At 63.2% G+C, this 23,429-nt stretch carries 22 protein-coding genes, 2 tRNA genes and 1 other RNA gene; 12 read left to right on the forward strand and 13 right to left on the reverse strand.

Annotation, left to right across the window (positions count from 1 at the left end; translation table 11 throughout):
• Positions 1–186 precede the first annotated feature (186 nt).
• A complete protein-coding gene (locus L0G76_RS01870; RefSeq protein WP_304355715.1) occupies positions 187–1,650 on the forward strand; it encodes a mycothione reductase in 1,464 nt (487 codons plus the stop codon).
• Positions 1,651–1,657: 7 nt separating this feature from the next.
• On the opposite strand, the gene L0G76_RS01875 is transcribed toward L0G76_RS01870, so the two are convergent.
• From L0G76_RS01875 to L0G76_RS01885, 3 genes are read right to left on the reverse strand one after another with little or no spacing between them, the layout of a single operon-like run.
• On the reverse strand, positions 1,658–4,699 hold the full coding sequence (locus L0G76_RS01875; protein WP_304355716.1) for a bifunctional [glutamine synthetase] adenylyltransferase/[glutamine synthetase]-adenylyl-L-tyrosine phosphorylase: 3,042 nt from the start codon (positions 4,697–4,699) through the stop codon (positions 1,658–1,660).
• Between the two features lie 4 nt (positions 4,700–4,703).
• A complete protein-coding gene (glnA, locus tag L0G76_RS01880; protein WP_304355717.1) occupies positions 4,704–6,062 on the reverse strand; it encodes a type I glutamate--ammonia ligase in 1,359 nt (452 codons plus the stop codon).
• Positions 6,063–6,065: 3 nt separating this feature from the next.
• Entirely contained in the window at positions 6,066–6,269 is a 204-nt protein-coding gene (locus L0G76_RS01885; RefSeq protein WP_092108443.1) for a hypothetical protein, read from the reverse strand.
• A gap of 396 nt (positions 6,270–6,665) precedes the next feature.
• On the opposite strand from L0G76_RS01885, the gene ald reads away from it, so the two are divergent.
• A complete protein-coding gene (gene ald, locus L0G76_RS01890; protein WP_304355718.1) occupies positions 6,666–7,784 on the forward strand; it encodes an alanine dehydrogenase in 1,119 nt (372 codons plus the stop codon).
• Positions 7,785–7,934: 150 nt separating this feature from the next.
• On the opposite strand, the gene L0G76_RS01895 is transcribed toward ald, so the two are convergent.
• Positions 7,935–8,660: a FadR/GntR family transcriptional regulator gene (locus L0G76_RS01895; RefSeq protein ID WP_304355719.1), complete on the reverse strand. Its 726-nt coding sequence runs from the start codon at positions 8,658–8,660 to the stop codon at positions 7,935–7,937.
• A 169-nt stretch (positions 8,661–8,829) separates the two neighbouring features.
• On the opposite strand from L0G76_RS01895, the gene map reads away from it, so the two are divergent.
• From map to L0G76_RS01910, 3 genes are read left to right on the forward strand one after another with little or no spacing between them, the layout of a single operon-like run.
• A complete protein-coding gene (gene map / locus L0G76_RS01900) occupies positions 8,830–9,738 on the forward strand; it encodes a type I methionyl aminopeptidase (RefSeq protein WP_304355720.1) in 909 nt (302 codons plus the stop codon).
• A gap of 1 nt (position 9,739) precedes the next feature.
• The gene (gene ppgK, locus L0G76_RS01905) at positions 9,740–10,573 is read left to right on the forward strand and encodes a polyphosphate--glucose phosphotransferase (protein ID WP_304355721.1); all 834 of its coding nucleotides are present in this window, start codon (positions 9,740–9,742) and stop codon (positions 10,571–10,573) included.
• Between the two features lie 57 nt (positions 10,574–10,630).
• Positions 10,631–11,260, forward strand: coding sequence for a hypothetical protein (locus L0G76_RS01910; RefSeq protein WP_304355722.1), 630 nt, complete (start codon positions 10,631–10,633; stop codon positions 11,258–11,260).
• Positions 11,261–11,306: 46 nt separating this feature from the next.
• Here L0G76_RS01910 and rnpB read toward each other — a convergent pair.
• An RNA gene (gene rnpB, locus L0G76_RS01915) (RNase P RNA component class A) lies at positions 11,307–11,674 on the reverse strand.
• Positions 11,675–11,847: 173 nt separating this feature from the next.
• Between rnpB and L0G76_RS01920 the strand changes: the two genes are divergently transcribed.
• A complete protein-coding gene (locus tag L0G76_RS01920) occupies positions 11,848–12,624 on the forward strand; it encodes a YaaA family protein (protein ID WP_304355723.1) in 777 nt (258 codons plus the stop codon).
• Between the two features lie 30 nt (positions 12,625–12,654).
• On the opposite strand, the gene L0G76_RS01925 is transcribed toward L0G76_RS01920, so the two are convergent.
• On the reverse strand, positions 12,655–13,383 hold the full coding sequence (locus tag L0G76_RS01925) for a zinc ribbon domain-containing protein (RefSeq protein ID WP_304355724.1): 729 nt from the start codon (positions 13,381–13,383) through the stop codon (positions 12,655–12,657).
• Between the two features lie 45 nt (positions 13,384–13,428).
• A complete protein-coding gene (locus tag L0G76_RS01930; protein ID WP_304355725.1) occupies positions 13,429–14,262 on the reverse strand; it encodes a Nif3-like dinuclear metal center hexameric protein in 834 nt (277 codons plus the stop codon).
• 155 nt (positions 14,263–14,417) lie between these two features.
• Here L0G76_RS01930 and L0G76_RS01935 point away from each other — a divergent pair, with 155 nt between their 5' ends.
• The 3 genes from L0G76_RS01935 to L0G76_RS01945 all read left to right on the forward strand — a co-directional run bounded on the left by L0G76_RS01935 (position 14,418) and on the right by L0G76_RS01945 (position 18,252).
• Complete coding sequence (locus tag L0G76_RS01935; protein WP_304355726.1) at positions 14,418–15,959, forward strand: fatty acyl-CoA synthetase; 1,542 nt, start codon at positions 14,418–14,420, stop codon at positions 15,957–15,959.
• 96 nt (positions 15,960–16,055) lie between these two features.
• Entirely contained in the window at positions 16,056–17,450 is a 1,395-nt protein-coding gene (locus L0G76_RS01940; protein WP_304355727.1) for a uracil-xanthine permease family protein, read from the forward strand.
• A gap of 106 nt (positions 17,451–17,556) precedes the next feature.
• Positions 17,557–18,252: a hypothetical protein gene (locus L0G76_RS01945; RefSeq protein WP_304355728.1), complete on the forward strand. Its 696-nt coding sequence runs from the start codon at positions 17,557–17,559 to the stop codon at positions 18,250–18,252.
• A gap of 68 nt (positions 18,253–18,320) precedes the next feature.
• Here the strand turns inward: L0G76_RS01945 and L0G76_RS01950 are convergent, their stop codons facing one another.
• The 3 genes from L0G76_RS01950 to L0G76_RS01960 form a co-directional block, all read right to left on the reverse strand.
• Positions 18,321–18,851 (reverse strand): YceI family protein, encoded by a 531-nt coding sequence (locus L0G76_RS01950; protein WP_304355729.1) that lies wholly within the window; start codon positions 18,849–18,851, stop codon positions 18,321–18,323.
• Between the two features lie 303 nt (positions 18,852–19,154).
• A tRNA-Val gene (locus L0G76_RS01955) sits at positions 19,155–19,228 on the reverse strand.
• Between the two features lie 80 nt (positions 19,229–19,308).
• A complete protein-coding gene (locus L0G76_RS01960) occupies positions 19,309–19,797 on the reverse strand; it encodes a TetR/AcrR family transcriptional regulator (protein ID WP_304355730.1) in 489 nt (162 codons plus the stop codon).
• Between the two features lie 83 nt (positions 19,798–19,880).
• Between L0G76_RS01960 and L0G76_RS01965 the strand changes: the two genes are divergently transcribed.
• Positions 19,881–19,957: transfer RNA gene (locus L0G76_RS01965), tRNA-Pro, on the forward strand.
• A gap of 85 nt (positions 19,958–20,042) precedes the next feature.
• Here the strand turns inward: L0G76_RS01965 and L0G76_RS01970 are convergent.
• Complete coding sequence (locus tag L0G76_RS01970) at positions 20,043–20,384, reverse strand: cupin domain-containing protein (RefSeq protein WP_304355731.1); 342 nt, start codon at positions 20,382–20,384, stop codon at positions 20,043–20,045.
• A gap of 103 nt (positions 20,385–20,487) precedes the next feature.
• Between L0G76_RS01970 and L0G76_RS01975 the strand changes: the two genes are divergently transcribed.
• Entirely contained in the window at positions 20,488–21,087 is a 600-nt protein-coding gene (locus tag L0G76_RS01975; RefSeq protein ID WP_304355732.1) for a DUF2249 domain-containing protein, read from the forward strand.
• A gap of 68 nt (positions 21,088–21,155) precedes the next feature.
• Here L0G76_RS01975 and L0G76_RS01980 read toward each other — a convergent pair whose 3' ends face one another.
• Together L0G76_RS01980 and L0G76_RS01985 are read right to left on the reverse strand one after the other, a co-directional pair.
• Positions 21,156–21,584, reverse strand: a complete 429-nt coding sequence (locus L0G76_RS01980) for a DUF1801 domain-containing protein (RefSeq protein WP_304355733.1) — start codon at positions 21,582–21,584, stop codon at positions 21,156–21,158.
• Between the two features lie 46 nt (positions 21,585–21,630).
• Positions 21,631–22,107 (reverse strand): Lrp/AsnC family transcriptional regulator, encoded by a 477-nt coding sequence (locus tag L0G76_RS01985; RefSeq protein ID WP_304355734.1) that lies wholly within the window; start codon positions 22,105–22,107, stop codon positions 21,631–21,633.
• A 109-nt stretch (positions 22,108–22,216) separates the two neighbouring features.
• Between L0G76_RS01985 and L0G76_RS01990 the strand changes: the two genes are divergently transcribed.
• Entirely contained in the window at positions 22,217–23,398 is a 1,182-nt protein-coding gene (locus L0G76_RS01990; protein WP_304355735.1) for a trans-sulfuration enzyme family protein, read from the forward strand.
• Positions 23,399–23,429: the final 31 nt, after the last annotated feature.

Consider the following 23,429-nt stretch of genomic DNA (forward strand, 5'->3'; position numbering starts at 1 on the left):
GGGGGGGGGGGGCCGCGGCGCGCGCGGGGGGGGCCGCCCGCGCGCCCCCCCCGCGGGCGGGCGCGCACAAAAAACCCGCGGCCGGCAAAACCGGCCCGGCCCCCGGGGGTCCCCCCGGTGGCGCCCTTCAGTGTTTCTGACCGCGGCAGCCTTCGATCGCGACCACAACTGACACAGGGATGGACAATGACGCATTTCGATCTTCTCCTGATCGGCACAGGGTCGGGGAACATGTTCCTCGACGACAGATTCTCCGGGCTCAACGTCGCCGTTGCTGAGGAGTGGCATTTCGGAGGCACCTGCCTCAACGTGGGGTGCATTCCGACGAAGATGTTCGTCTATCCCGCCACGATCGCCGAGCAGGCAGCCGACGCGCGGCGCTACAACGTCACGACCGACTTCCACAGCGTCGACTGGGCAGCGCTGCAGAAGCGCATCTTCGACCGCGTCGACGCCATCGAAGCCGGAGGTCGGGACTACCGCAGCGGAGATCGCCAGCCCAATGTGAGCGTCGTGGCCGAACATGTTCACTTCACGGCAGCGAAGACGGTGCGGACCGCCTCGGGCGAGGAGATCACCGCCGATCGAATCGTCATCGCGGCCGGGGCCTCCCCCGTCATTCCCGAAGCCGAGGGACTCGACCCGCAGCTGGTGGACACCGACGGCTATCCCGTCGTCACGTCGAACTCGATCATGCGCATCCCACGCAGGCCCGCGCGACTTGTCATCATCGGCTCCGGCATCATCGCGACCGAGTTCGCCCATATATTCGCCGGGTTCGGCACAGAGGTGACAGTGATCGCTCGCGGCCCCCGTCTGCTCGGCAACATCGACGAAGAGACCTCGGAGGAATTCACCGAGATCTTCGAGCGCACCCATACGGTCCACCGCGGCGCAGAGGTTTCCGCATACAGTTTCGATGACGGTCAGGTGAGACTGACTCTGAAAGCCAGCGGCCGCCTCGGCGAGGTCGAACTTCCGTCTCAGATCGAAACTGATGCTGTCCTCATCGCCACCGGTCGGACACCGAACACCGCCGGCCTGGATGCCGCGGGGGGCGGCTTCGATGTCCATGATGACGCTCGTCTGCGCGTCGATTCGGCGCAGCGCGTGCTCGCACACGGTCAGCCGGTCCCCGGAGTGTTCGCACTCGGCGACATCAGCTCCCCACACCAGCTCAAGCACGTCGCCAACCATGAAGCCGATGTCGTCGGCGACAACCTCGCCGTCGATGTGGCGGCGGGCGAACCCGGCGCGGCCGCCGAGACGGAGCTGCGGACGGTCAATCATCATGCGGTCCCGGGGGCTGTGTTCACCTCGCCCCAGGTGGCCTACGTCGGCATCACCGAAGACGAGGCACGGCGCGCCGGACACGACGTGAGTGTCAAGGTCCAGAAGTACTCCGACGTGGCCTACGGCTGGGCGATGGCCGATGACCCCGGGATCGTGAAGATCATCGCCGACAAGGCGTCTCGACAGATCCTGGGCGCGCACATCGTCGGTCATGAAGCATCGATGATCGTCCAACCCCTCATCCAGGCGATGGCGTTCGGACAGCCCGCAGACGAGATGGCCAAGGGCCAGTACTGGATCCATCCCGCTCTGCCCGAGGTCGTCGAGAACGCGCTCCTGGGCCTCGAATTCGACTGAGAGCGCTTCAGAACCCGTAGAAGTGGTGCTCCATGATGTTCCTCGCATGCCGGGTCGCGCGCAGGTAGTCGTCTTCGAGTTCGTGGCCGCCTCCCGCCGCGTATCCGAGAAGCCGGGCCGTGGCCTCAAGCTCGAAGTGCTCCTCCGGCAGCGACTGCGCTGTGCGTCCCCGATACAGCATGACAGCTGATCGGACATCGGTCGCCAGCTGCCACGCGAAAGCGAGCTCCTCGGCGTCGTCTGCCGGGATCAGCCCTTCCTCGGCAGCGACACCGAGTGCCGACAGCGTCGAGGTCGTCCGGAGACCGGCGATCCGGTGGGCGTGTTGAAGCTGCAACAGCTGGACCGTCCACTCGACGTCGGAGAGACTGCCCCGGCCGAGTTTGAGATGTCGCCTCTTGTCCGCATTGCGGGGCAAGCGCTCATCCTCCATCCGGGCCTTGAGCGTGCGAACCTGGGTCAGTGACTTCGTCGGCATGTCGACGGGATACCGCAGCCCGTCGATGAGCTCCGTGAATTCCTCGATGAGACCGGAATCACCGGCGACGGGGCGGGCCCTCAGCAGCGCCTGTGCCTCCCATGGTTGGGACCACTTCGCATAATAGGCCCGGTAGGAGGACAGGGTGCGGACCAGAGGCCCGTTCTTCCCTTCCGGCCGCAGGTCCGCGTCAAGATCGACGCCCTGGGCCGCCTCGCTGGCCTTGAGCCGGCTCCCCATGCCGAGTGCGACCTTGTTGACGTGTTTGCTCAGCTTCGCCTTCTCCTCGGCCCCAAGCTCCTCACCGACGGAGCGATAGACGAACGTGACGTCGGCATCGGAGAAGTAGCCGATCTCGTTTCCGCCCCACCGGCCCATCGCGATCACCGCGAACTCGTAGGTCGGGGTGTCGGGTCGGTCGAGGTCGATGCGCACGGCCTGCAGCGCGCTGCTGACCGTGAGATCCATCAGGGCCGAGAGGTCGCCGGGGATCTCCGCCCGATCGCCGACGCCGAGGACGTCACGCAGAGCGATCCGCAGAAGCTCACGACTGTAGGTTTCACGAATCGGAGTGATCGCAGATGCCCCATGCCGTTTGAGCAGGCCGCCGACTTCGGCCTCGAGAGCCTTCGGATCGCGCGATGTGAGGTTGTCGAAGTTGTCCAACCACGCCACTGCGGCGGGTTGGCGCAGAAGCAGTTCACTGGCATAGCCGGACAGTGAGAGAATCTCCGCGACCGACTTCGCGGCCAGACCGGAATCGCGCAGCATCTTGAGGAACCAGCCGGAGGACGACAGCGAGTCCGTGAGCCGACGAAACGCCAGAAGCGCGGCATCGGGGCTGACCCCGTCGGAGAACCAGTCCAGCAGTGCCGGCAGGACCTGTTTGATGACCAGTGCTGTCCGCGACATGCCGGACGTCAGCGCCTTGATGTGGGCCAGAGCGCCCTGCGGGTCGCGGTACCCAAAGGCCCGCAGCCGATCGGCAGCGGCCTGCATGCTGCTGCCCCGGTTGTGGGCGTCGACGACGGCACCATGCACGCCGACGGCGGCATCGAGGATGGGGCGGTAGAAGATCTGGTCGTGCAGGCGGGTGACCTGTTTCGCATAGTCCTTGCGTGTATCCTCGAGCCGGGCTCCGGTCCGGGGACCCGAGGTAAAGACCGATCGGGCGAGGATGCGCAGCTTCTCATCGTCGTCGGGGATGAGCGCGTTGCGCAGCATCCGCGGAATCTGGACCCGGTGCTCGACCACACGCATGAAACGGTAGGCCGAGGAGAAGACGAAGGCGTCCTCTTTCCCGATGTACCCGTGTTCGCCCAGCTCTTCCAAGGCCATCAGCGTGTTCGGGGTGCGGATGTCTTCGTCCGTACTGCCGTGGACGAGCTGCAGCAGCTGGGCGGAGAACTCCACATCGCGCAGTCCCCCGCGTCCCAGCTTGATCTGCCGGGGCGCCTCGGCGGCGGGGATGAGGTCGACGACGCGACGTCGCATCGAACGGATGCCATCGATGAAGCCCTGCCGGCTGGCGGCCTCCCACACCAGCGGCAGGAGCGTCTCGACGAACTCCTCACCCACTCCGACGTCGCCGGCGACGGGCCGTGCTTTGAGGAGGGCCTGGAACTCCCAGTTCTTCGCGATGTCGGCATAGTAGCGGGTGAATTCCGACATCGTGCGCACCAGGGCACCCGCTTTGCCCTCTGGGCGCAGCGCCGTGTCGACCTCCCACAGGGCCGGCTCCGCCCCCGCGTCGGAGAGGATGCTGCGCATGCGTTGGGCGACTTCCGTGGCCAGGTCGCGCTGCTCATCACTCGTCGCAGAGTCGAGAACGAAGACCACATCGACATCGGAGACGTAGTTGAGCTCGCGAGCTCCGGTCTTGCCCAGAGCGATCACAGCGATGCGGACGCTGCCTTCGGGGTCGAGCTCTGCCCTGGCGATGGCCAGCGCGGCGTCCATGGCGGCAGCGGCCAGGTCCGAGAGTACGGCCATGACGTGATCGACGATCTCCTCGGGCGCCTCGGCGACAAGGTCATCGGCCACGAGCCGCAGCTGTGCATCGCGATAGGTGCGGCGCAGATCCTTGATCGCCGCCTCGCCGAGGTGGTCCGCCGTGGGTGCCGGATCATCAGGATCGGCTCCCACGCTTGCCAGCAGATCGTTGCGCAGCGACATCGCCGAGGCGGCAGGGGTGGAGATCATCAGGAACGGCGACTTCTCCACCAGCTGCGGCAGAGACTCCGGATGCCGTACGAGGTGGTCGACCATCGCTTCCGAGGTGCCCATGACGGCGAGCACACGACGAAGCAGAGCGCGGTCGAGTTCGTCCTCTGCCAGATCGGGCCCGGTCGACGAACGGACGGCGTCGAGGAACGCCGGTGCGGACTCCCCCGCGGCCTCCAGGACCCGCAGCAGGCCGAGCGCAGCCTGGTGCGGATCCGGAGTCGCCTCGAGGAGGTCGATGAAGCGCGAGTCCGTGGCCAAGGGCTGGCCCAGGATTTCATTGATCTCGTCGAGGAAGCGGGCGGCTGACTCGGAGACGACCGAGGTGCGCGAAGTGATCCGGGACATGGGACTACATCGAGGTGAAGTGTTTGCTGAGCTCGAACGGGGTGACCTGAGCACGGTAGTCGTTCCATTCCTGCCGCTTGTTGCGCAGGAAGAAGTCGAAGACCTCCTCGCCCAGGGTCTCAGCCACCAGATCGGACTGCTCCATGATCTCGAGGGCGTGGGACAGGCTGGACGGCAGTGCCTGGATTCCCATGGCGCGACGCTCCGTGTCCGAAAGCTGCCACACGTTGTCCTCGGCCTCCTCGGGCAGCTCGTAGCCTTCCTCGATTCCCTTCAACCCGGCAGCGAGCATGAGCGAATAGGACAGATACGGGTTGGCAGAGGAGTCGAGAGCCCGGTATTCGATGCGAGCCGACGACGACTTGCCCGAGTTGTATTGCGGCACGCGCACCAGGGCCGAACGATTCCGGTGCCCCCAGGAGATGTAGGACGGTGCTTCGTGACCGGTCCACAGTCGCTTGTACGAATTCACATGCTGATTGGTCACTGCGGTGATCTCTGCGGCATGGGTGAGGAGGCCGGCGATGAACTGTCTGCCCGTCCTCGACAACTGGTACATGGCACCGGGTTCGAAGAACGCGTTGTTCTCCCCCTCGAAGAGCGAGACATGAGTGTGCATACCGCTGCCCGGGTGATCGTTGAGCGGTTTGGGCATGAAGGATGCGTATACGCCCTGAGAGATCGCGACTTCTTTGATCACCGACCGGAAGGTCATGATGTTGTCGGCCATGGTCAGAGCATCGGCATAGCGCAGGTCGATCTCGTTCTGGCCCGGGCCGGCTTCATGGTGGGAGAACTCCACGGACAGGCCCATGGCCTCAAGCATGGTGACAGCGGAGCGGCGGAAGTCGTTGGCCGTGCCGCCGTTGACATGGTCGAAGTAGCCGGCCGTGTCAACGGGTATCGGCCTGGTGCCCTCGATGATGCCGGTGCTGGGGTCGAGGTTGTCCGATTTGAACAGGTAGAACTCGATCTCCGGGTGAACATAGAACGAGAACCCCTTCTCCGCGGCCTTTGCCAGCGTCCGTTTGAGGACGTTGCGCGGATCGGCCTGGGCCGGTTCTCCCCCGGGGACGTGGATGTCGCAGAACATCCGTCCGGTGGGTTCCGTCTCACCGCGCCACGGCAGCAGCGAGAAGGTCGAAGGATCGGGCTTGAGCACCATATCGGCTTCGTAGACCCGGGAGAGCCCTTCGACGGCAGAACCGTCGAAGCCGATGCCTTCGGAGAAGGCACCCTCGAGCTCTGCCGGGACCACTGCGACCGACTTCAGCCCGCCGAGGACGTCGGTGAACCACAGGCGGATGAAGCGGACCTCACGATCTTCGACGGTGCGAAGAACGAACTCTTCCTGACGCGACATTCCTCAGCCGTTCCACTTCTTGTCGTCCTCTTCCCACTCCTCATTGCGGGCCTTGGCCCGCTCGAGGGCGGCCCGAGCCACTTCCTCGGTCTCATACGGACCCATGCGATGATCCGCGTCGCTGACCAGGCCGCGCTCGACCTCGTTGGTCTGCAGATTGAAGTAGTACTTCGAATCGGCGTCGTCGATATCTTTGAACAGTCCCATGTCGAGCCCTCCATCGCGGGTGTGGTGAATCCCTGACAGATTTCAGCTTACCGGTTCTGTCTCGTGCCGCCAGGACCTCGCCGCACTCCATCGCCACGGGAGAGATGGTGGCCTGGCACGAGGCCGGTGACCGATGTTCACCGGTCTCCGGTCCGCGAGCCTCCTTCAGTGTGCACTGGGCATCAAAAAGTGACACGTTTTGTGTCCGAGGGCCACAGAAAATGATGTTTCCGTATCAGCCGGAGCAATATTCCACCGATTCCGCAGAGATTGTCACGAATCCTGCTAATAAAGGTTTGCCCTCCAGACCTTCAACAGAATACAGTGAGATGTATCCTCAGCCATGCGTGAAACTGGCTGGAACTGCCCATGGGGCAACATAAGAGAAGGAAAGCTATGCGCATTTCAGTGCCCACAGAGGTCAAGAACAACGAGTTCCGCGTCGCCATCACCGCTGCCGGTGTCCACGAACTCGTTGCCCACGGACATGAAGTCACGGTCCAGGCCGGTGCCGGAGTTGGGTCGTTCATCACCGATGATGAGTACACCGACGCCGGCGCCACCATCGCCCCTGACGCCGAATCGACCTGGACCGCCGGTGACATGGTCCTCAAGGTCAAAGAACCCATCGCCGAGGAATACGGTTTCCTGCGCAAGGACCTGATCCTGTTCACCTACCTCCACCTGGCCGCGGATGAAGCGCTGACACAGGCGCTGATGAACGCGGGCACAACAGCGATTGCCTATGAGACGGTCGCGCCCGACGGCGGAGGACTTCCGCTGCTGGCCCCGATGAGTGAGATCGCCGGTCGGCTCTCGACGCAGGTCGGTGCCCACAGTCTGCTCAAGGCCTCGGGCGGCCGCGGGATCCTGCTCTCCGGTGTCCCCGGTGTCGAACGCGCCAACGTCGTCGTCATCGGTGCCGGTGTCGCCGGCACCAATGCCGCGCGCGTGGCCCTGGGTCTGGGTGCCAATGTGGAGGTCATCGACATCAACATTCCGCGCCTGCGCCAGATCGATGAGACCTTCAACGGCGCGATCGCGACGAAGGTGTCGAACAAGTACGAGATCACGAAGTCCCTGGCCTCTGCCGACCTGGTGATCGGCTCGGTGCTCATTCCCGGCAAGAAGGCACCGAAGCTCGTCACCGACGACATGGTCGCGGGCATGAAGCCGGGTTCGGTCCTCGTCGACATCGCCATCGATCAGGGCGGCTGCTTCGAGAACTCGCGTCCGACGACTCACGATGATCCCACGTTCGAGGTGCACAACTCGATCTACTACTGTGTGGCGAACATGCCCGGGGCGGTGCCGAACACCGCCACGGCTGCGTTGACGAATGCGACCCTGTCGTTTGCTGTCAAAATCGCCAATCAGGGGTGGCATACAGCACTGTCGAAGGATTCGGGCCTGGCGCGTGGGCTGAACATCCACAATGGTCATGTCACCAACGACAATGTCGCCGAGGCCTTCGGTCTTGAGGCTGTCTCCGTCGAGCACGCCCTGGCCAACTGAGTAATGAGATCAGTGACACCTGAGATCACTGACACCTGAGATCGAGGGCGCCCAGCACCTGATCTGAGGCCGAGAGCTCGCACACGCGGAGGGCCGACACCAGCCGATGGTGTCGGCCCTCCGTGTGTTGTATGCGTCGGCGAGTGTGCCTCAGCCCTGGGGTGGCATCGTCGTCGACCGGAAGTGCTCCTCGCACAGTTGCCCAGCTGCCGGTGCGTCGTGGGTGGCGATCGCTTCGACGATGGCCGCATGATCGGCCACCGCGTGCTCGAACAGATCATGCGAGAACGGATCGTGCCGGAATCCCGCATTGATCCTGGTGTCGATGTCGACAGCCATGCGGACCAGCTCCGGGTTGTGACCGGCCCGCGCAATGGCGAAATGGAACTGGGCATCGGCTGTTCTGGCCACGGTGGCCTCGGCGCGTTCGGAATATCTGTGCGCCAACTCCCGAAGTCCGGTCAGCTCCTCGTCGGTCCGCCGCAGTGCCGCAGTCGCGGCCACGCTGTTCTGGAAGATCGCACGCGCATCGAGGAGGTTTCGGCGTTCGGCATGGAACTCTCCGATGCGATCGGCCATCGGCGCAAGTGCGGTCGGCTCCGCGTTGGACACGAATGTCCCTCCGCCGCGTCCGCGACGCCGTTCGACGACGCCCAGACGCTCCAAGCGCAGCAGGGCCGCCCTCACGCTCGAGCGGGAGACCTGAAGGTCGGCGGCAAGCGCCCTCTCACCGGGGAGCAGCGTCCCTTCGGGCAAAGCACCCACGGCGATGCCGGAGAGGATGTGGTCGGCGATCTGCTGTGGTGCGCTCGTCAGGCTCACCACGTCGCTGAGACCGGAGAACTCGTGACTCGGAGAGCCAGTCTGCTCGTTCATCACTGCCCCTTCCGCATCATCGTCTCAATCGTCAGTGCTTCCCGCCCGTCGTGTGCACAGGTGAGACCCATTGGCTCCACTCTAATATCCTCGCCCCAAGGCGGGTGACATCGACAGGCATCGCAATTGTGGAATATCTGGACGCAACGGCTCTAGAATCGAAAGCACCATGACTGATACGCCTCGCCTGCTCACGCCCGGAACCCTCTCCCCCGAACTGCCAGTCCCCCAGCACATCACCAGACCCGAATACGTCGGTCGGGCAGATGCCGACGAAGGCCGGGGCAGCAACTTCTACTCCGCCGAGGACATCGAAAAGGTCCGCACCGCCGGAAGCATCGCGGCGAATGCGCTGGCGGCCGTCGGCGAAATGATCGAACCCGGAGCGACCACCGACGCGATCGACCGTGTCGCCCACGAATACATGTGCGACCACGGTGCCTATCCCTCGACCCTGGGCTACCGAGGCTTCCCGAAATCGGTGTGCACCTCGCTCAATGAGGTGATCTGCCACGGCATACCCGACTCGACAGTCATCGCCGACGGAGACATCGTCAACGTCGACATCACCGCCTACATCGACGGCATGCACGGAGACACGAACTACACCTTCTGCGCCGGCGCTGTCGACGAGGAGTCCCGCCTGCTCGTGGAACGGACATGGGAAGCCACCATGCGCGGCATCAGGGCCGTCAAGCCGGGCCGCGAGATCAACGTCATCGGACGGGTCATCGAGAAGTATGCGAAGCGCTTCGGCTACGGTGTCGTCCGCGATTACAGCGGGCACGGAGTCGGCCGTGAGTTCCACTCGGGACTCGTCGTCCCCCACTACGATGCCGCACCTGCCCACGCCGAGGTGATGGAACCGGGCATGATCTTCACGATCGAACCGATGCTCAACCTCGGCACCGTCGACTGGGACGTCTGGGACGACGCCTGGACCGTGGTCACGAAGGACAGGAAGCGCTCAGCCCAGTTCGAACACACCCTCGTCGTCACAGAAGCCGGTGCCGACATCCTCACCCTCCCCGACGCCGATGCAGCCATCGCTGCGGGACCGACGACCCGACAGGACTGAGATGACCGACGATCAGCAGAGACGCTTCGCCATCGGACTCGACGTGGGCGGAACCGGAATCAAGGCCGGGCTCGTGGACACCGCGACCGGGAACCTCGCGTTCAAGCGTGTTCGAGTCCTCACCCCCAAGCCGAGCACTCCGCCCGAAGTCGGATCGGCAATGGCAGAACTCCTCGAGAAACTCACTGTCACCGCGTTGGATCTCGGAGTCATCGACGACCGCTCTGCCCTGGATGCTCTGCCGATCGGATGCGGCTTTCCCGGAGTCATCCGTGATGACCACGTTGACTTTGCGGCAAACCTCGATCAGTCCTGGATCGGGTCGAACATCACCGCCATTCTCGCCGAGACCACGGGTCGACGTTTCTACTTCATGAACGATGCCGATGCGGCCGGTCTGGCTGAGATGACTTTCGGAGCAGGTCGCAGGCATCGGAAGAAGACCGTGCTGCTGACAACTCTGGGCACCGGCATCGGCACCGCCCTGTTCACGCAGGGGCGCCTGGTCCCCTATACGGAGCTGGGGCACATCGAAATGAATGGCCGGGACGCCGAGACTCAGGCAGCCGAATCGATCAAGGTGCGTGAAGATCTCAGCTACGAGGACTGGGCCGAGCGCCTGCAGCAGTACTATTCCCAGATCGAACTGCTCGTCGCGCCCGACGTCATCCTCATCGGCGGGGGAATCTCGAAATCACATGCACAGTTCCTGCCTCTGATCCGCACTCGGGCCGAGATGAAACCGGCGAAGCTGCTCAACAACGCGGGCATCGTGGGGGCAGCCATGCTGGCGGCCAACAACGGCAAAGCGAAGGTGAAGAAGGGGGCCGCATAGGTGCGAATCGACTGCTGCCCAGACAGGTTGCCACCCGGCTGCGAATAGGAGAACCGTATGCAGATATTCGGACGCGGCAGCCAGCTCGGCCTCGTGCTCCTCCTCGCCATACTGCTGATCGGCCTCACTGTGGCCCTAACGATCACGGCACTGTGGCCACAGGCCCTGCTTGCCGGCATCGTCATCGCCTGCTGCGCAGCCATCATCGTGATAATCGGCATGGTCAGGGTGGTCGGCCGACGCTGGGTGCTCTGGTTGGCAGTTCCGGCTTTGGCACTTGCTGGGCTCGGCGCGGTGATGTTGGCCGAGGATCTCGGGGTGAGTCGCACCGGTGAGCTGACCGAGGTGGTCATCGTCGATCACACGGTCGATGTGCAGACCTCGCATGATTCGAACTCGCCGGAAGGACGCAAGGCGTACACGCACAAGTACACCGTGGAACACCCCGACGGCGCCCCGATCGAAAAGCCGATGATCTACCGCGGAGAGGACGGATACGACGATTTCGACACCGGCGACACGATCACGGCATTCATCGATCCGGAGGGCAACTCCCCGACCGAACCTGCCGAGAATGTGAACATCGGTGCCGACATCGCCGTCCTGGGGGTGGGACTGGTGGCAGTCATCGGAGTGTACGGCATGTGCTCGCTGCTGTTGCTGCTGCGAGACACGAGGAGAGCCTGAGGCCCTCGACGCGCCCTTCGGCGAGGTGAGACCGGTCGGCTGAGGTGAGGACAGGCCACCGGTACGCCGGGTTCTGTCATCGAGTCGGTTGCCCTTCTCGACGGACGGTCATCTATCTGGGACCGATGTTGCCACCGGCCTCGAGCAATCCACCCGACGACTCGGCGAGCAGCCTCGAACGTCGCCTGTCTGATCTTGCTCCGGATGGGGTTTACCCAGCGGCGCCGGTCACCCGGCACCCTGGTGGTCTCTTACACCACCGTTTCACCCTTACCCAGTCGAAACTGGGCGGTCTGCTTTCTGTTGCACTGGCCCGCGGGTTGCCCCGGGTGGGTGTTACCCACCATCCCTGCTCTGTGGAGCCCGGACGTTCCTCAGCCCTCGTGAGAGAGCCGCGACCGTCTGGTGACCTGTCCCCGAGTACAGAAGTCTACCCTCATTGCTGGCAACCAGGTCCCAGATCCGTGTACTCCCCCGGTCCAGTCCGTCCGCGCACCGGGCACCTCGCCGCAGGCGCGATCGAGGGGTGATGAAACTAACGTCGCCAGCGAATCGAAGCCGAAGCGTCGGCGACCTACGATGGTGAGGTGAAGATCCTATTGCCACCTTCAGAAGGTAAGACTCCCGCCAGTTCGGGTCCCCCTCTCGATCTCCCCGAGCTCTCGGCTCCGGATCTCACTCCACAGCGAAGGAAGGTTCTCACTGCCCTGCAGAAGGTCTCCAAACGCAAGGACGCGTTGGATCAGTTGGGCGTAGGTGCCTCACTTGCGGCCGAGGTCGAACGCAATGTCAGCCTTGACACCATTCCCTGCGCCCCGGCCCTGCTGACATATTCCGGTGTTCTCTACGAAGCGATGGGTGCGCCCGATCTCGTCGCCGATGCCATGGCCGACGAGTCCCTGGCACAGCGGATGCGAAATGTGCATGTGTTCTCGGCACTCTTCGGCCAGGTGCACGGGCTCGATCCGATTCCCGCCTATCGGCTGGCGATGAAGACGGACCTGGGCACCCTGGGAAAGCTCGCGTCCTGGTGGAAGCCGGTTCTGACCAAGTCCTTCACCGTCGACCCCGCCGAGGTGATCCTGGACTGCCGTTCCAGTGATTACCGGGCCGCGTGGCCAGGGCCCCACGAGCAGGTCATTGCACTGGGCGCAGTCAAAGTCACCGGTTCCAAACGCAGCGTTGTCTCCCATTGGGCGAAGTACTATCGCGGCGAACTCGTCGGTCGACTGCTCTCAGATGATCGGGAGCTCCCCACCACCGCCGAGGAGCTGGTCTCGCGGGCAGAGGAATCCTATGAAGTCGAGTTCACTGCCCATGCCAAGAGCAAACCGGCGGCGCTGACCATCGTCCTGCGCGACTGAGACGTTTCCGCCTCCGCAGCGGGTCCCGCCTCAACCCTTGCGCAGCAGCACCGCCTCGCACTCTTCGCACTCGTAGGTCTGGTTCGGGTCCTCGAGCAGCATTTCCTTCCACGCCATCCCGCTGATCTCCTGGCCGCAGGCCTGACAATTCGGACCGTTCAGCACGGCGGCCCCGGGTCCGCCCTGGGCGACGTTGTGGTCGAACTGGCGAACCAGGGCCTCGGGCAGGTCGGACTTGAGCTTCTTGACTGAGGCGCTGTTGGCCTCGAGCTCCGTTGCCAACTCCGATTGGCGGTCCTTGATGGCCGCCTGCGTGGCACGGCCCGAGGCAATCACCTCGGCGAGGGAGGACTCGACGTCTGAGAGGGCGGCCTCAGCGGATTCGAGTTCCTCCATGGAGCCGAGCTCAGCCTCCTCGAGTTCAGCGACCCGTTCCTCGTGACCCGAGATCTCATTCTGCAGATTCACGAGATCTCGGCTGGTCAGACCGGTACCGTCGTTGAGCTCGACGGTCTTCTTCCTGATCTGCCCAGTCTGGGCCTCGATGGCCGCGGCGTGCTCGGCCACGTCAGTCCGGAACCTCTCCACCACCTCGGCGGCGTCAGCCTTCTTGGCCTCGAGGTCTTTGTGGGACGACACGAGGTCCTTCAGCGCCGAGGCCTGATCGGGGTTGTCGTGATCGTGCCGCAGTGCGCGTCCGTGAGCGGCGAGCTCGATGAGCGATTCGAGTTCTGTGCGTTGTTCGGCCGTGATCAGCATGGGGAAATCCTTGTCATTGGAACGTCTGGGGTCAAGTGCAGGAAGTCAATAGCGTTCGACCCAGGGGTCGGTGTTGACCGCCGAATGCTGCAGGGCGACGCTGAGTCCACGAGCGGCGAATTCGGTCTCCAGCTGTTGTGCCGCGGCGGTGAGCCAGACGGTTTCCGAAGCCCAGTGGGAGACGTCGATGAGCTGCGGTCTGCCTTCCTGCCTGTTGGCGGTGTCACGGGCCTCGGTGGCGGGATGATGGCGAAGGTCAGCGGTGATGTAGACGTCTGCACCACTGGCGCGGACCTCGTCGAACAGGGAGTCTCCTGCTCCCCCGCAGACGGCGACCCGAGTGACCGTTGCCGCTGGATCGCCGGCGATGCGAACGCCGGTCGTCGTCCGCGGCAGACTGTTCGAAAGGCTCCGGGCGATATCTCGCACGGGAGTCGGCGTGGCCAGGTCTCCGACACGACCGATCCCGGTGGTCAATCCTTCTCCATGGGGCACGAGCGGCTGCGCGTCGTCGATCCCCAGCAGGGAGATGAGCACGTCGGAGACTCCCCCGCGTGCGGAGTCCGCGTTCGTATGGGCATTGAACAGGGCGATGTCGTTGCTGATCAACGTGTGGACGGCACCGCCCTTCAGCGTTGCGGCGTTGACCGACTTCACGGGTTTGAGCATGAGCGGATGATGGTTGAACACCAGGTCCGAGCCCAGGACCACCGCCTCGGCGATGACCGCGTCCATCGGGTCGAGCGCGAGCAGGATCGAACGCACCTCGGCATCGGGATCACCCACGGCCAGACCGACCGAATCCCAACTCTCTGCCAGGGCCGTCGGCCACAGTGCTTCGAACACGTCGACACATTCGCTGACCTTCGGGTATCTCATGCCACCACAGTATTACATCCGGGCAGTCACGGTCGGACGAGATCGACCGGTACATGCTTGTCGGGTGCCACGCTTGATCAGAGAAATGTCGGTGCCCCGAGGAAAATATGTGAGACGTGGTTCACCAGACGATCGTTCGGTTATAGATTTGGCCCATGACTACGAATGCATCGACAACGCCATCGCCTGACCTGCACTTCTCCTCGACCGTCGCCGATATCGTGCGTCGCAGCGCAGGACGCTTCGGTGACGATGTCGCCGTCGAATTCGGCGACCGCACCTGGACCTATTCCAGCCTGGATACGGCAGTCACCGCCGTGGCGCGTGAGCTGATGAGCCTCGGCGCGCAGAAGGGAGATCGGATCGCCGCCTACGGCAAGAACTCCGATCTCTACCTCCTCCTCTACCTCGGATGTGCCCGCGCCGGTCTCATCCACGTGCCGGTGAACTATCAGCTCAAGAACGACGAGCTCGACTACATTCTCGACAATTCCGGAGCGAAGGTCGTCTTCGCCGATGCGGATCTCCTCGCCGCGGTCAGCGCCACACCGACTGGGTCCGGAGTTCAGGCCAAGGACTTCGCCACCCTTGTCGACCCGGCAACCGCCGCAGACATCGCCCCGGCCGCTGCTGAGGAATTCGACGTCGTGGACACCGACGTCGCACAGCTGCTCTACACCTCGGGCACCACCTCGGCGCCCAAGGGAGCGATCATGACCCACCGTGCACTCGTGCACGAATACATGTCATCGCTGATGAGCCTCGACTTCGCCCCCACGGACCGGGTCGTCCATGCTCTGCCCCTCTATCACTCGGCGCAGATGCATGTCTTCCTGATTCCGCTGCTGGCCATCGGGGCGCACAACATCGTCGTACCCGCTCCTGTTCCCGAGCAGCTGCTGGCGATCTTCGAAGAACGAGAGATCAATTCCTTCTTCGCCGCACCCACGGTGTGGGTCGCCCTGGCCAACAGCCCGGACCTCGACACCCGTAACCTGGAGAGTCTGCGCAAGGCCTACTACGGTGCCTCGATCATGCCCGGTCCGGTGCTGGAGAAGCTGCGGCAGCGTCTGCCCAAGCTCGGTTTCTACAACTGCTTCGGCCAATCCGAGATGGGGCCCCTATGCACCGTGCTGCGCCCGGAGGGGCACGATGACCACGCCTCCTCGGCCGGCCGCCCCGTCTTCTTCGTCGAGACCCGCGTCGTCGACAGCACCGGAAACGATGTCGGCGTCGGGGAGCAGGGCGAGATCCTCTACCGCTCACCGCAGCTGTGCGAAGGCTACTGGGATCGGCCCGAAGCAACCGCTGAAGCCTTCGACAACGGCTGGTTCCATTCCGGAGACCTCGTCACCATGGACGAATCCGGTTTCGTGGAGGTCATCGACCGGGTCAAGGACGTCATCAACACCGGCGGTGTTCTGGTGGCCAGCCGGCAGGTCGAGGACGCGATCTTCGAACTCCCACAGGTCGCCGAGGTGGCGGTGGTCGGTGTTGCCGATGAGAAGTGGATCGAAGCAGTCACCGCCTTCGTCGTCAACAAGTCTGACCAGGGTGAGCTCACCGAGGCCGATGTGCTCGCACATGTCAAGGATCGTCTGGCCGGGTTCAAGGTGCCCAAGCGCGTCGAGTTCGTGGCCGAACTGCCCAAGAACTCGGCCGGCAAGATCCTCAAACGTCAGCTTCGCGAGTTCTGAGCCTCTCCTCCCCTGATCAGGCGAATAGACTGCTCTCGGCATTGAACGCAAGACGAGCAGACGCCGCAGCCTGCGGGCAGGCGAATGAGGAGACGAATGGTGGCATCCCACGACGAGGCGACACCAGCTTCCAGCCCTTTCGACGGCAGTCGGGGCTGGAAGCAGCACGGAGACGGCAAAACGATACGACCAGGCGAGGCCGTCCTCCCGGAGGAACGGTTGAGTTGGCCGCGGACCGTGGGCATCGGGGCACAGCATGTCGTGGCCATGTTCGGTGCCACGTTCCTCGTGCCGCTGCTGACCGGATTCCCGCCCTCGACGACCCTGTTCTTCACCGCCATCGGCACACTGCTCTTCCTGCTCATCACCAAGGGAATGATGCCCTCGTATCTGGGGTCATCGTTCGGACTGCTGGCACCCATCGGTGCCGTCACCGGCTTCTCAGCGACCTCCGGTGACGACCTTGAGCCGCAAGCCATGGCGCTCGCCCAGGGCGGGATCATCTCCGTCGGCGTGACTCTCGCGCTGGTGGGACTCGTCGTTCACTTCGCCGGAGTGCGATGGATCGAGGTCACGATGCCACCGGTCGTCACCGGGGCCATCGTGGCTCTCATCGGGCTCAACCTGGCACCGGCGGCCTGGGACTGGGTGAAAGAAGCGCCTCTGACCGCAGTGATCACGATCGTCACGATTCTGATCACCAGCGTGCTGTTTCGGGGGATGCTCGGACGCCTCTCCATCCTCATCGGCGTCCTCGTCGGCTACGGTGCCGCATGGGTGCAGGGCCAGATCGATTTCACCACTGTCGGTCAAGCCACGTGGGTGGGACTGCCTGAATTCCATGCCCCGGCCTTCGATCTGGGCTATCTGGGACTCTTCCTGCCTGTCGTCTTCGTCCTCATCGCCGAGAACATCGGACATGTGAAGTCCGTGTCGGCCATGACAGGCCGCGATCTCGACAAGATCACCGGCAGAACCCTGTTCGCCGACGGCTTCTCGACAATCCTCGCCGGGTCCGGAGGAGGTTCGGGAACGACGACCTATGCGGAGAACATCGGCGTCATGGCCGCGACTCGGATCTTCTCCACGGCCGCGTATCTGTGCGCAGGCATCATCGCTCTGATCCTCAGCCTTCTGCCGAAGTTCGGGGAGATCATCGCGACCATCCCACCCGGCGTCCTCGGCGGGGCGGCAACCGTTCTCTACGGAATGATCGGACTGCTGGGTGTGCGCATCTGGGTGGAGAACAGAGTCGACTTCTCCAATCCGATCAACCTCAACACCGCTGCCGTTGCGCTCATCGTCGCAATCGCGAACTTCACCTGGACTCCAGGTGATCTTCAGTTCGAAGGGATCGCACTCGGATCAGCCTCGGCGATCATCATCTATCAGGTCATGCGGGCCATCGCGAAATGGCGCGGCACCGATCCGGACGCTGTGGAAGGACCCCGACCCGATAAACAGACTCGCGCTGTTCCGGACTCACCCTAGGCACACCTATCCGACAGACATGCAGGACCTCTCCCAATGATGTGAATCCGCGAGCAAGGAGAACAATCATGAATCCTGCACTCTCACGCACACGAAGCTCGCATCATTGTCTGACATCAGGCTTCGCCATTGCCATTGTCACCGGTTCCTCGCTCGCCGGAACCTCTGCCCAGGCTGCTGCGGGCCGAGCCCCGGGCTGGTCGACGGCGATGTCGGCGACAAACCTTCGCATCTGGGTGACGAGTGCTCGGTTCCTGCACCGGCGACGGCGGACAAGGTCATCACCGTCACCGGCGGCAGAGGCGCTATTGCCAGGGTCGCCGCATGTGAAGAATGGCAAGGGGCGTACTACGCGGCGATCAGCGTCGACGGCTACGTGGGGTGCAACGGTATCGCTGACGCTGGCCAGAAGCGTGAGGGTGATGGCATGACGCCCTCCGGGGCAATGGGGTACGGATTCGGAGTACAGACAGAGCCGGAGCAATTCCATGGTTCCAAGTACGTCCAGGTGACGAAAGATGATGTCTGGGTCGATGGCGACGCAGCCAAGGACTACAACACGATGCAGAAGAAGTCAGACGGATACAGCGGGGAATCCATGTACCAGACCCCGGCGTGCAACCATGGGCAGGTCATCGGCCACAACAGTGCCGGCACCCCGGGGACGGGGTCAGCGGTCTTCCTTCACGTCAACACTGGCAGCCAGAAGACTGCGGGCTGTGTGTCAGTCTCCGAGGCGGACTTGCTGAAGATATACGAGTGGGAAGATGACAGCGCGGTTGAAATGGCGATCAGCAAGTGAAAATGGCCGGCAGACGCACCGTTGCATCTGCCGACCATTCGCTTGAATGTTGACTGACTGGTTCTCGATCAGTCTTCTTTGATCAGCGACAGTTCGAACTCAAGAGTGATCTTATCGCTGATAAGCACCCCTCCGGAGTCCAAGGCCGTATTCCATGTCACGCCCCAGTCCTTGCGGTCGATGCGACGCTTGCCCTCAAGTCCGGCTCGCAATGCGCCGTTCTGGTCCCGGTCGATGCCGAGGAGCTCGAGCGGGACAGAAACTGGTCGAGTGACATCGCGAATGGTCAGGTCGCCGTTGACGATGTAGCTGTTCTCTTCGACCTCATCGAGACCGGTGGAGACAAATGTAATCTTCGGGAAGTTCTCAACGTCGAAGAAGTCCGCACTGCGCAGGTGAGCATCACGATCGGGCGTGCGAGTGTCGACACTTCCAACATCGATCGTGATGTTGACTTTGGTGTTCGAAAGGTCTGCTGCGTCAACCTCGGCCGTTCCTGAAACGTCATTGAAGGCCCCCCGTATCCGTGTGACCATCGCATGGCGAGTGGAGAACCCGAGGCGGGTATGTGCGGGATCGATGACCCATGTTCCAGTCAACTGTTCGTCGGATGAAATGATCGTGCTCCTTTGGCCGAGCTGAGATTGCGGACACTCAGGTTGAGAGACCAGATAAGTACTGTGAAGTAACTCTTATTTATATGCACTCAGCGTATCGGCTTTACAGCCGGACTGTCATGTCGGATGGACACGAATATACAAGCGCAGGGACGTTTCAGTCCGACAGGGACGTTTCAGTCCGGTGAAGTAATCGGATGTCCTGTCGAAGAGTGCGCGAAGAAAGACACGCAACAGCCATGAAGTCGCGTAGGGAACCTCGAACGAGGCTCCGAAGCTAGAAGGTGGGCCCAGAGGGACTTGAACCCCCGACCCTCTCGGTGTAAACGAGATGCTCTAGCCAACTGAGCTATAGGCCCCACTGCAGGTTCGCAGCAATGCTCCCGAACGTGCTTGATCAGTATGCCATAAGGCCGGCGAGCAGACGAATTCCTCCGACTTACTCCTGCATTCCCAGCATTCTTCCGGCGTTGTCCGCAAAATACCGCCCTGCGTTGCCTGATTCGACCTCGAAGAGACTGCGGTTCTGTTCGATCGCCACCGCTCCCAGCGCATGGGCCATCACCCCGCGCGACGTGGTCTCCCCCAGCGCCTCGACGCTCAACGCGGCAGGAGTCACCTCATGCGGATCGATCGAGTAGCCGAGCAGCATGATCTCGGCGCCGTCGCGGTACGTGAGAAGGATCTCCCTCAGCGCCAGCGCTGTCACCAGCGGGTCAGAAGACGACGGGCACCGGGCATTGATTTCGGCGTTCATCCGTGTGGCGATGAGGACGAAGAGCTCCTGCTTGTCCTTGACGTGCCAATACAGGGCGGAGGGCTGAACGTCGAGCTCACGGGCCAACCTGCGCATCGAGAGATCGCCCAGCCCATAACGGGAGAGGATGTCGAGGGCGGCCGTCGTGATGCTCCCGGCAGTCAGTGCCAATGAGACGTTCCTTCCGTTCGCAGATGGTCGACCGTGCCGATTTTCCAGATCGCGTCACCATCGCTATAGTAGTTGCTGGTCACCGGGATATAGCGCAGCTTGGTAGCGCGCCTCGTTCGGGACGAGGAGGTCGTGGGTTCGAATCCCGCTATCCCGACCAATGAGGGGGTACCTCCCGCTTGCAGGGGAATGTGTCGCGACATCGTTCACTCGATGTCGCGACACATTTCTCATATCTGCCCTGGTCAGCTGACATCGAGTCGGGTCGTCAGCAGAAACGCGGAATCCTCCTGAATCGCAACGGAGTGCCGTTCCGGAGGGATCGTCATCAGATCACCGGTGCCGAGGCCCCAGGATTCCTCCGTAGTCGACAGCGTCACACTTCCCCGGAGCATCTGCAGCGTTGCCTCGGGCGGCGATTCATGTTCGTCCATCGTCGAACCTGCGGTGAATGTCAACAGCGTCTGTTTGAGATACTGGCCGCTGTAGAGTGTGCGAGCAGCGCGGCCGCTGTGTACACCTCGCGCCTGATCCAGAAGATCTGCGGTCAGCTCGCCGAGGTTGTGGATCTGTTCGTGTTCAGCCATCATCCGTCCTGTTCATCGGGTGAATCATGTTCATCGGTTGGGTCGTGCACTCATGATGCTAGCTTGTACGTCGTTGACCTGAAACAGACATCGGAGGAACACCATGGCCGGAACCGCTGAACCCGAACACATCGATGTCCGAGATATTCCGAAGCCGCAGAGGCACCCGCGCATCATCGACGCATACCGCAAGCTGGAGGTCGGCTCCGCACTGATCCTCGTCAATGATCATGAGCCCAAGAACCTCCGAATCGAGATGGAGGCCGAGTTCGCCGAGGCGCTCGGTTGGGAGCCTCTGCCGGAGGAAGGCGACAGCTTCCGGGTTCGCATCAGCAAACGAGCAGCGACGCCTCTCCCCCGTGTCCTTGCAGATGTGGACGAACTGGAAGGTGTTGCCGAGAACTCCGGTTCGGTCTGGCAGCTCCAGCCTCAGCAGCGTGATCTCGATGCGAACATCATCGCCCTGTCGCCCGGTGGTGAGATCAAGGAACACATGGGGCCGGGGCTCGACGTCCTCATCCACATCCTCGACGGAGGTGGAACCCTGGAGACCGAGCTGACCACGATCTCCCTCTCACCCGGCCAGATCGTGTGGCTGCCGCGCCGCTCTCGGCGGCGCTTCCTGGCAGATGAAGCGCTGGGCCTGAAATACTTCTCAGTCCATCAGCGCAAACAGGGGCTGACGATCACCAGTCGACACTGATCCTCATGACGGAGACGGAAGACCTCGAGGGTCATGCAGGACCACGACGGCCCCGCGTGACGCTGCGGTCAGGGCGCGGGCTCCGGATCGTCGGGGCGTTCGAAGGCGATGGTGATGAGTCTGCGCAGCACCGCCTCGTCGATGTCGGCCAACTTGCGCACATAAACGCACCCCGCACCTTCGGTGTACGTGCCGAGGCTGGGCAGCAGTGCAGCTCCGGCCGGTCTGTCCTTGAGCCCGTAGAGCGAGAGCTGAGCCTTGCGCGGTGAGAATCCTGTCTTGGGCCACACGCCACGATGACGTGGATTCGACGGTGAGATGTACTCGTACTGTCCGTAGCCCACGATCGATGGCCCCCACATCACGGGCTTCAACCCGGTGACCTCTGTGAAGATCGCCTCCAACGCAATCCCGTCTTCGCGACGCTTGCTGGGGGTGGCCTGTGCGAGGAACTCATCAACGTCGGCATCGGTGGGCTGAGTCTTCTGTGTCGTCATGGCTCAATTATGGGCTCTCTGCAGTGGTGAGGCACCCTGGCGATGCTCAGGCCCCGTCGGGAATCCACGAGGTGCCGTCCTGGACCTTGTAGATGAGGTTGGTCCGGGTATGGGCGACAGCAGGATATCGAGTGAGATAGTCGAGGACGAAGGACTGGACCGCCTCGGTGTCGGTGGCGACGATGTGGAGCAGATAATCATCGGCGCCGGCCATGTGGTACATCCGCACAACTCCGGGAAACTGCGGAGCCGCCGCCGTGAAGGCATCGATCTCCGCCCGGTCGTGCTTGGCCAGACGAATGGAGATCAGCGCCTGCAGCGGAATGCCCACTGCCGCGGCATCGATGTCGACACGAAACCCTTTGATCACGCCCAGAGTCCGCAGACGTTTGAGACGCAGCGAGACCGTGGATTCCGAGATCCCCACAGCGGCGGCCAATACGGTGCCGGAAGCTCTGGCGTCTTCGCCGAGGGCCGTGAGCAGCCGTCGATCGGTGTCATCGAGTTCCACTTTCTGCGACATGACTCACAGTCTGGCACACAAGGATCAAGGATCTTCGAACAGATCATGGAAAATCACAGATACTTGACTGTTGATTGCAGTTCGTAGCAGGAATGGCTTGAATGCTCACATGAACTCAATGCATCCAGACACACTCATGGTCCACGGCGGGATGGATGGCCTCACAGAGGCGGGCGTCCACGTTCCGGCCATCGACCTCTCGACCACCAACCCCGTCAACGATGTCGCCACCGGCGGCGACTCCTACGAATGGCTCGCTACCGGCCATGCGCTCAAGGACGGCGACTCGGCCGTCTACCAGCGGCTCTGGCAACCCGGCGTCGCGCGCTTCGAGACGGCCCTGGCCGAACTCGAACACGCAGACGAAGCAGTCGCCTTCGCAACCGGCATGGCCGCCATGACGGCGGCACTCCTCGCGGCAGTCAACGCCGGAACGCCCCACATCGTCGCGGTGCGTCCGCTCTATGGCGGCAGCGATCACCTCCTCGAGACCGGCCTGCTGGGCACGTCGGTCACGTGGGCGAAGGAAGCAGACATCGCCTCGGCGATCCAGGACGACACCGGACTCGTCATCGTCGAGACCCCGGCCAACCCGAGCCTCGACCTTGTTGACCTCGACAGCGTCGTTGCCGCCGCCGGCAACGTTCCGGTGCTCGTGGACAACACCTTCTGCACACCGGTCCTCCAGCAGCCCATCAGACACGGTGCAGCATTGGTTCTCCACAGCGCGACGAAGTACCTCGGCGGACACGGTGACGCCATGGGCGGCATCATCGCCACCAACTCCGACTGGGCTATGCGCCTGCGTCAGGTCCGAGCGATCACGGGAGCCCTGCTGCACCCGATGGGCGCCTACCTCCTCCACCGAGGCCTGCGCACCCTGGCCGTGCGCATGCGCGCGGCACAGACGACCGCAGGTGAACTGGCCGAGCGCCTGGCAGCGCACCCGGCGATCACAGCCGTCCACTACCCAGGACTGAACGGGCAGGATCCGCGCGGGCTGCTCGGGCGCCAGATGTCCGGAGGCGGCGCAATGATCGCGCTGGAACTCGCCGGCGGATTCAACGCGGCACGCAGCTTCGTCGAACACTGCAGCCTCGTCGTCCACGCAGTGTCCCTGGGCGGTGCCGACACGCTCATCCAGCACCCGGCATCGCTGACCCACAGGCCGGTCGCGGCCACGGCCAAACCCGGCGACGGTCTCATCCGGCTCTCTGTCGGTCTCGAACACGTCGATGACTTGGCAGATGATCTCATCGCCGCCCTCGACGCGAGCAAGGCAGCTGCCTGAACCGACGGATTCAGCCCGGCTGGACGTCCGG

This window comes from Brevibacterium picturae (genome assembly GCF_030453725.1).
GTDB classification, from domain to species: Bacteria; Actinomycetota; Actinomycetes; order Actinomycetales; family Brevibacteriaceae; genus Brevibacterium; species Brevibacterium sandarakinum_A.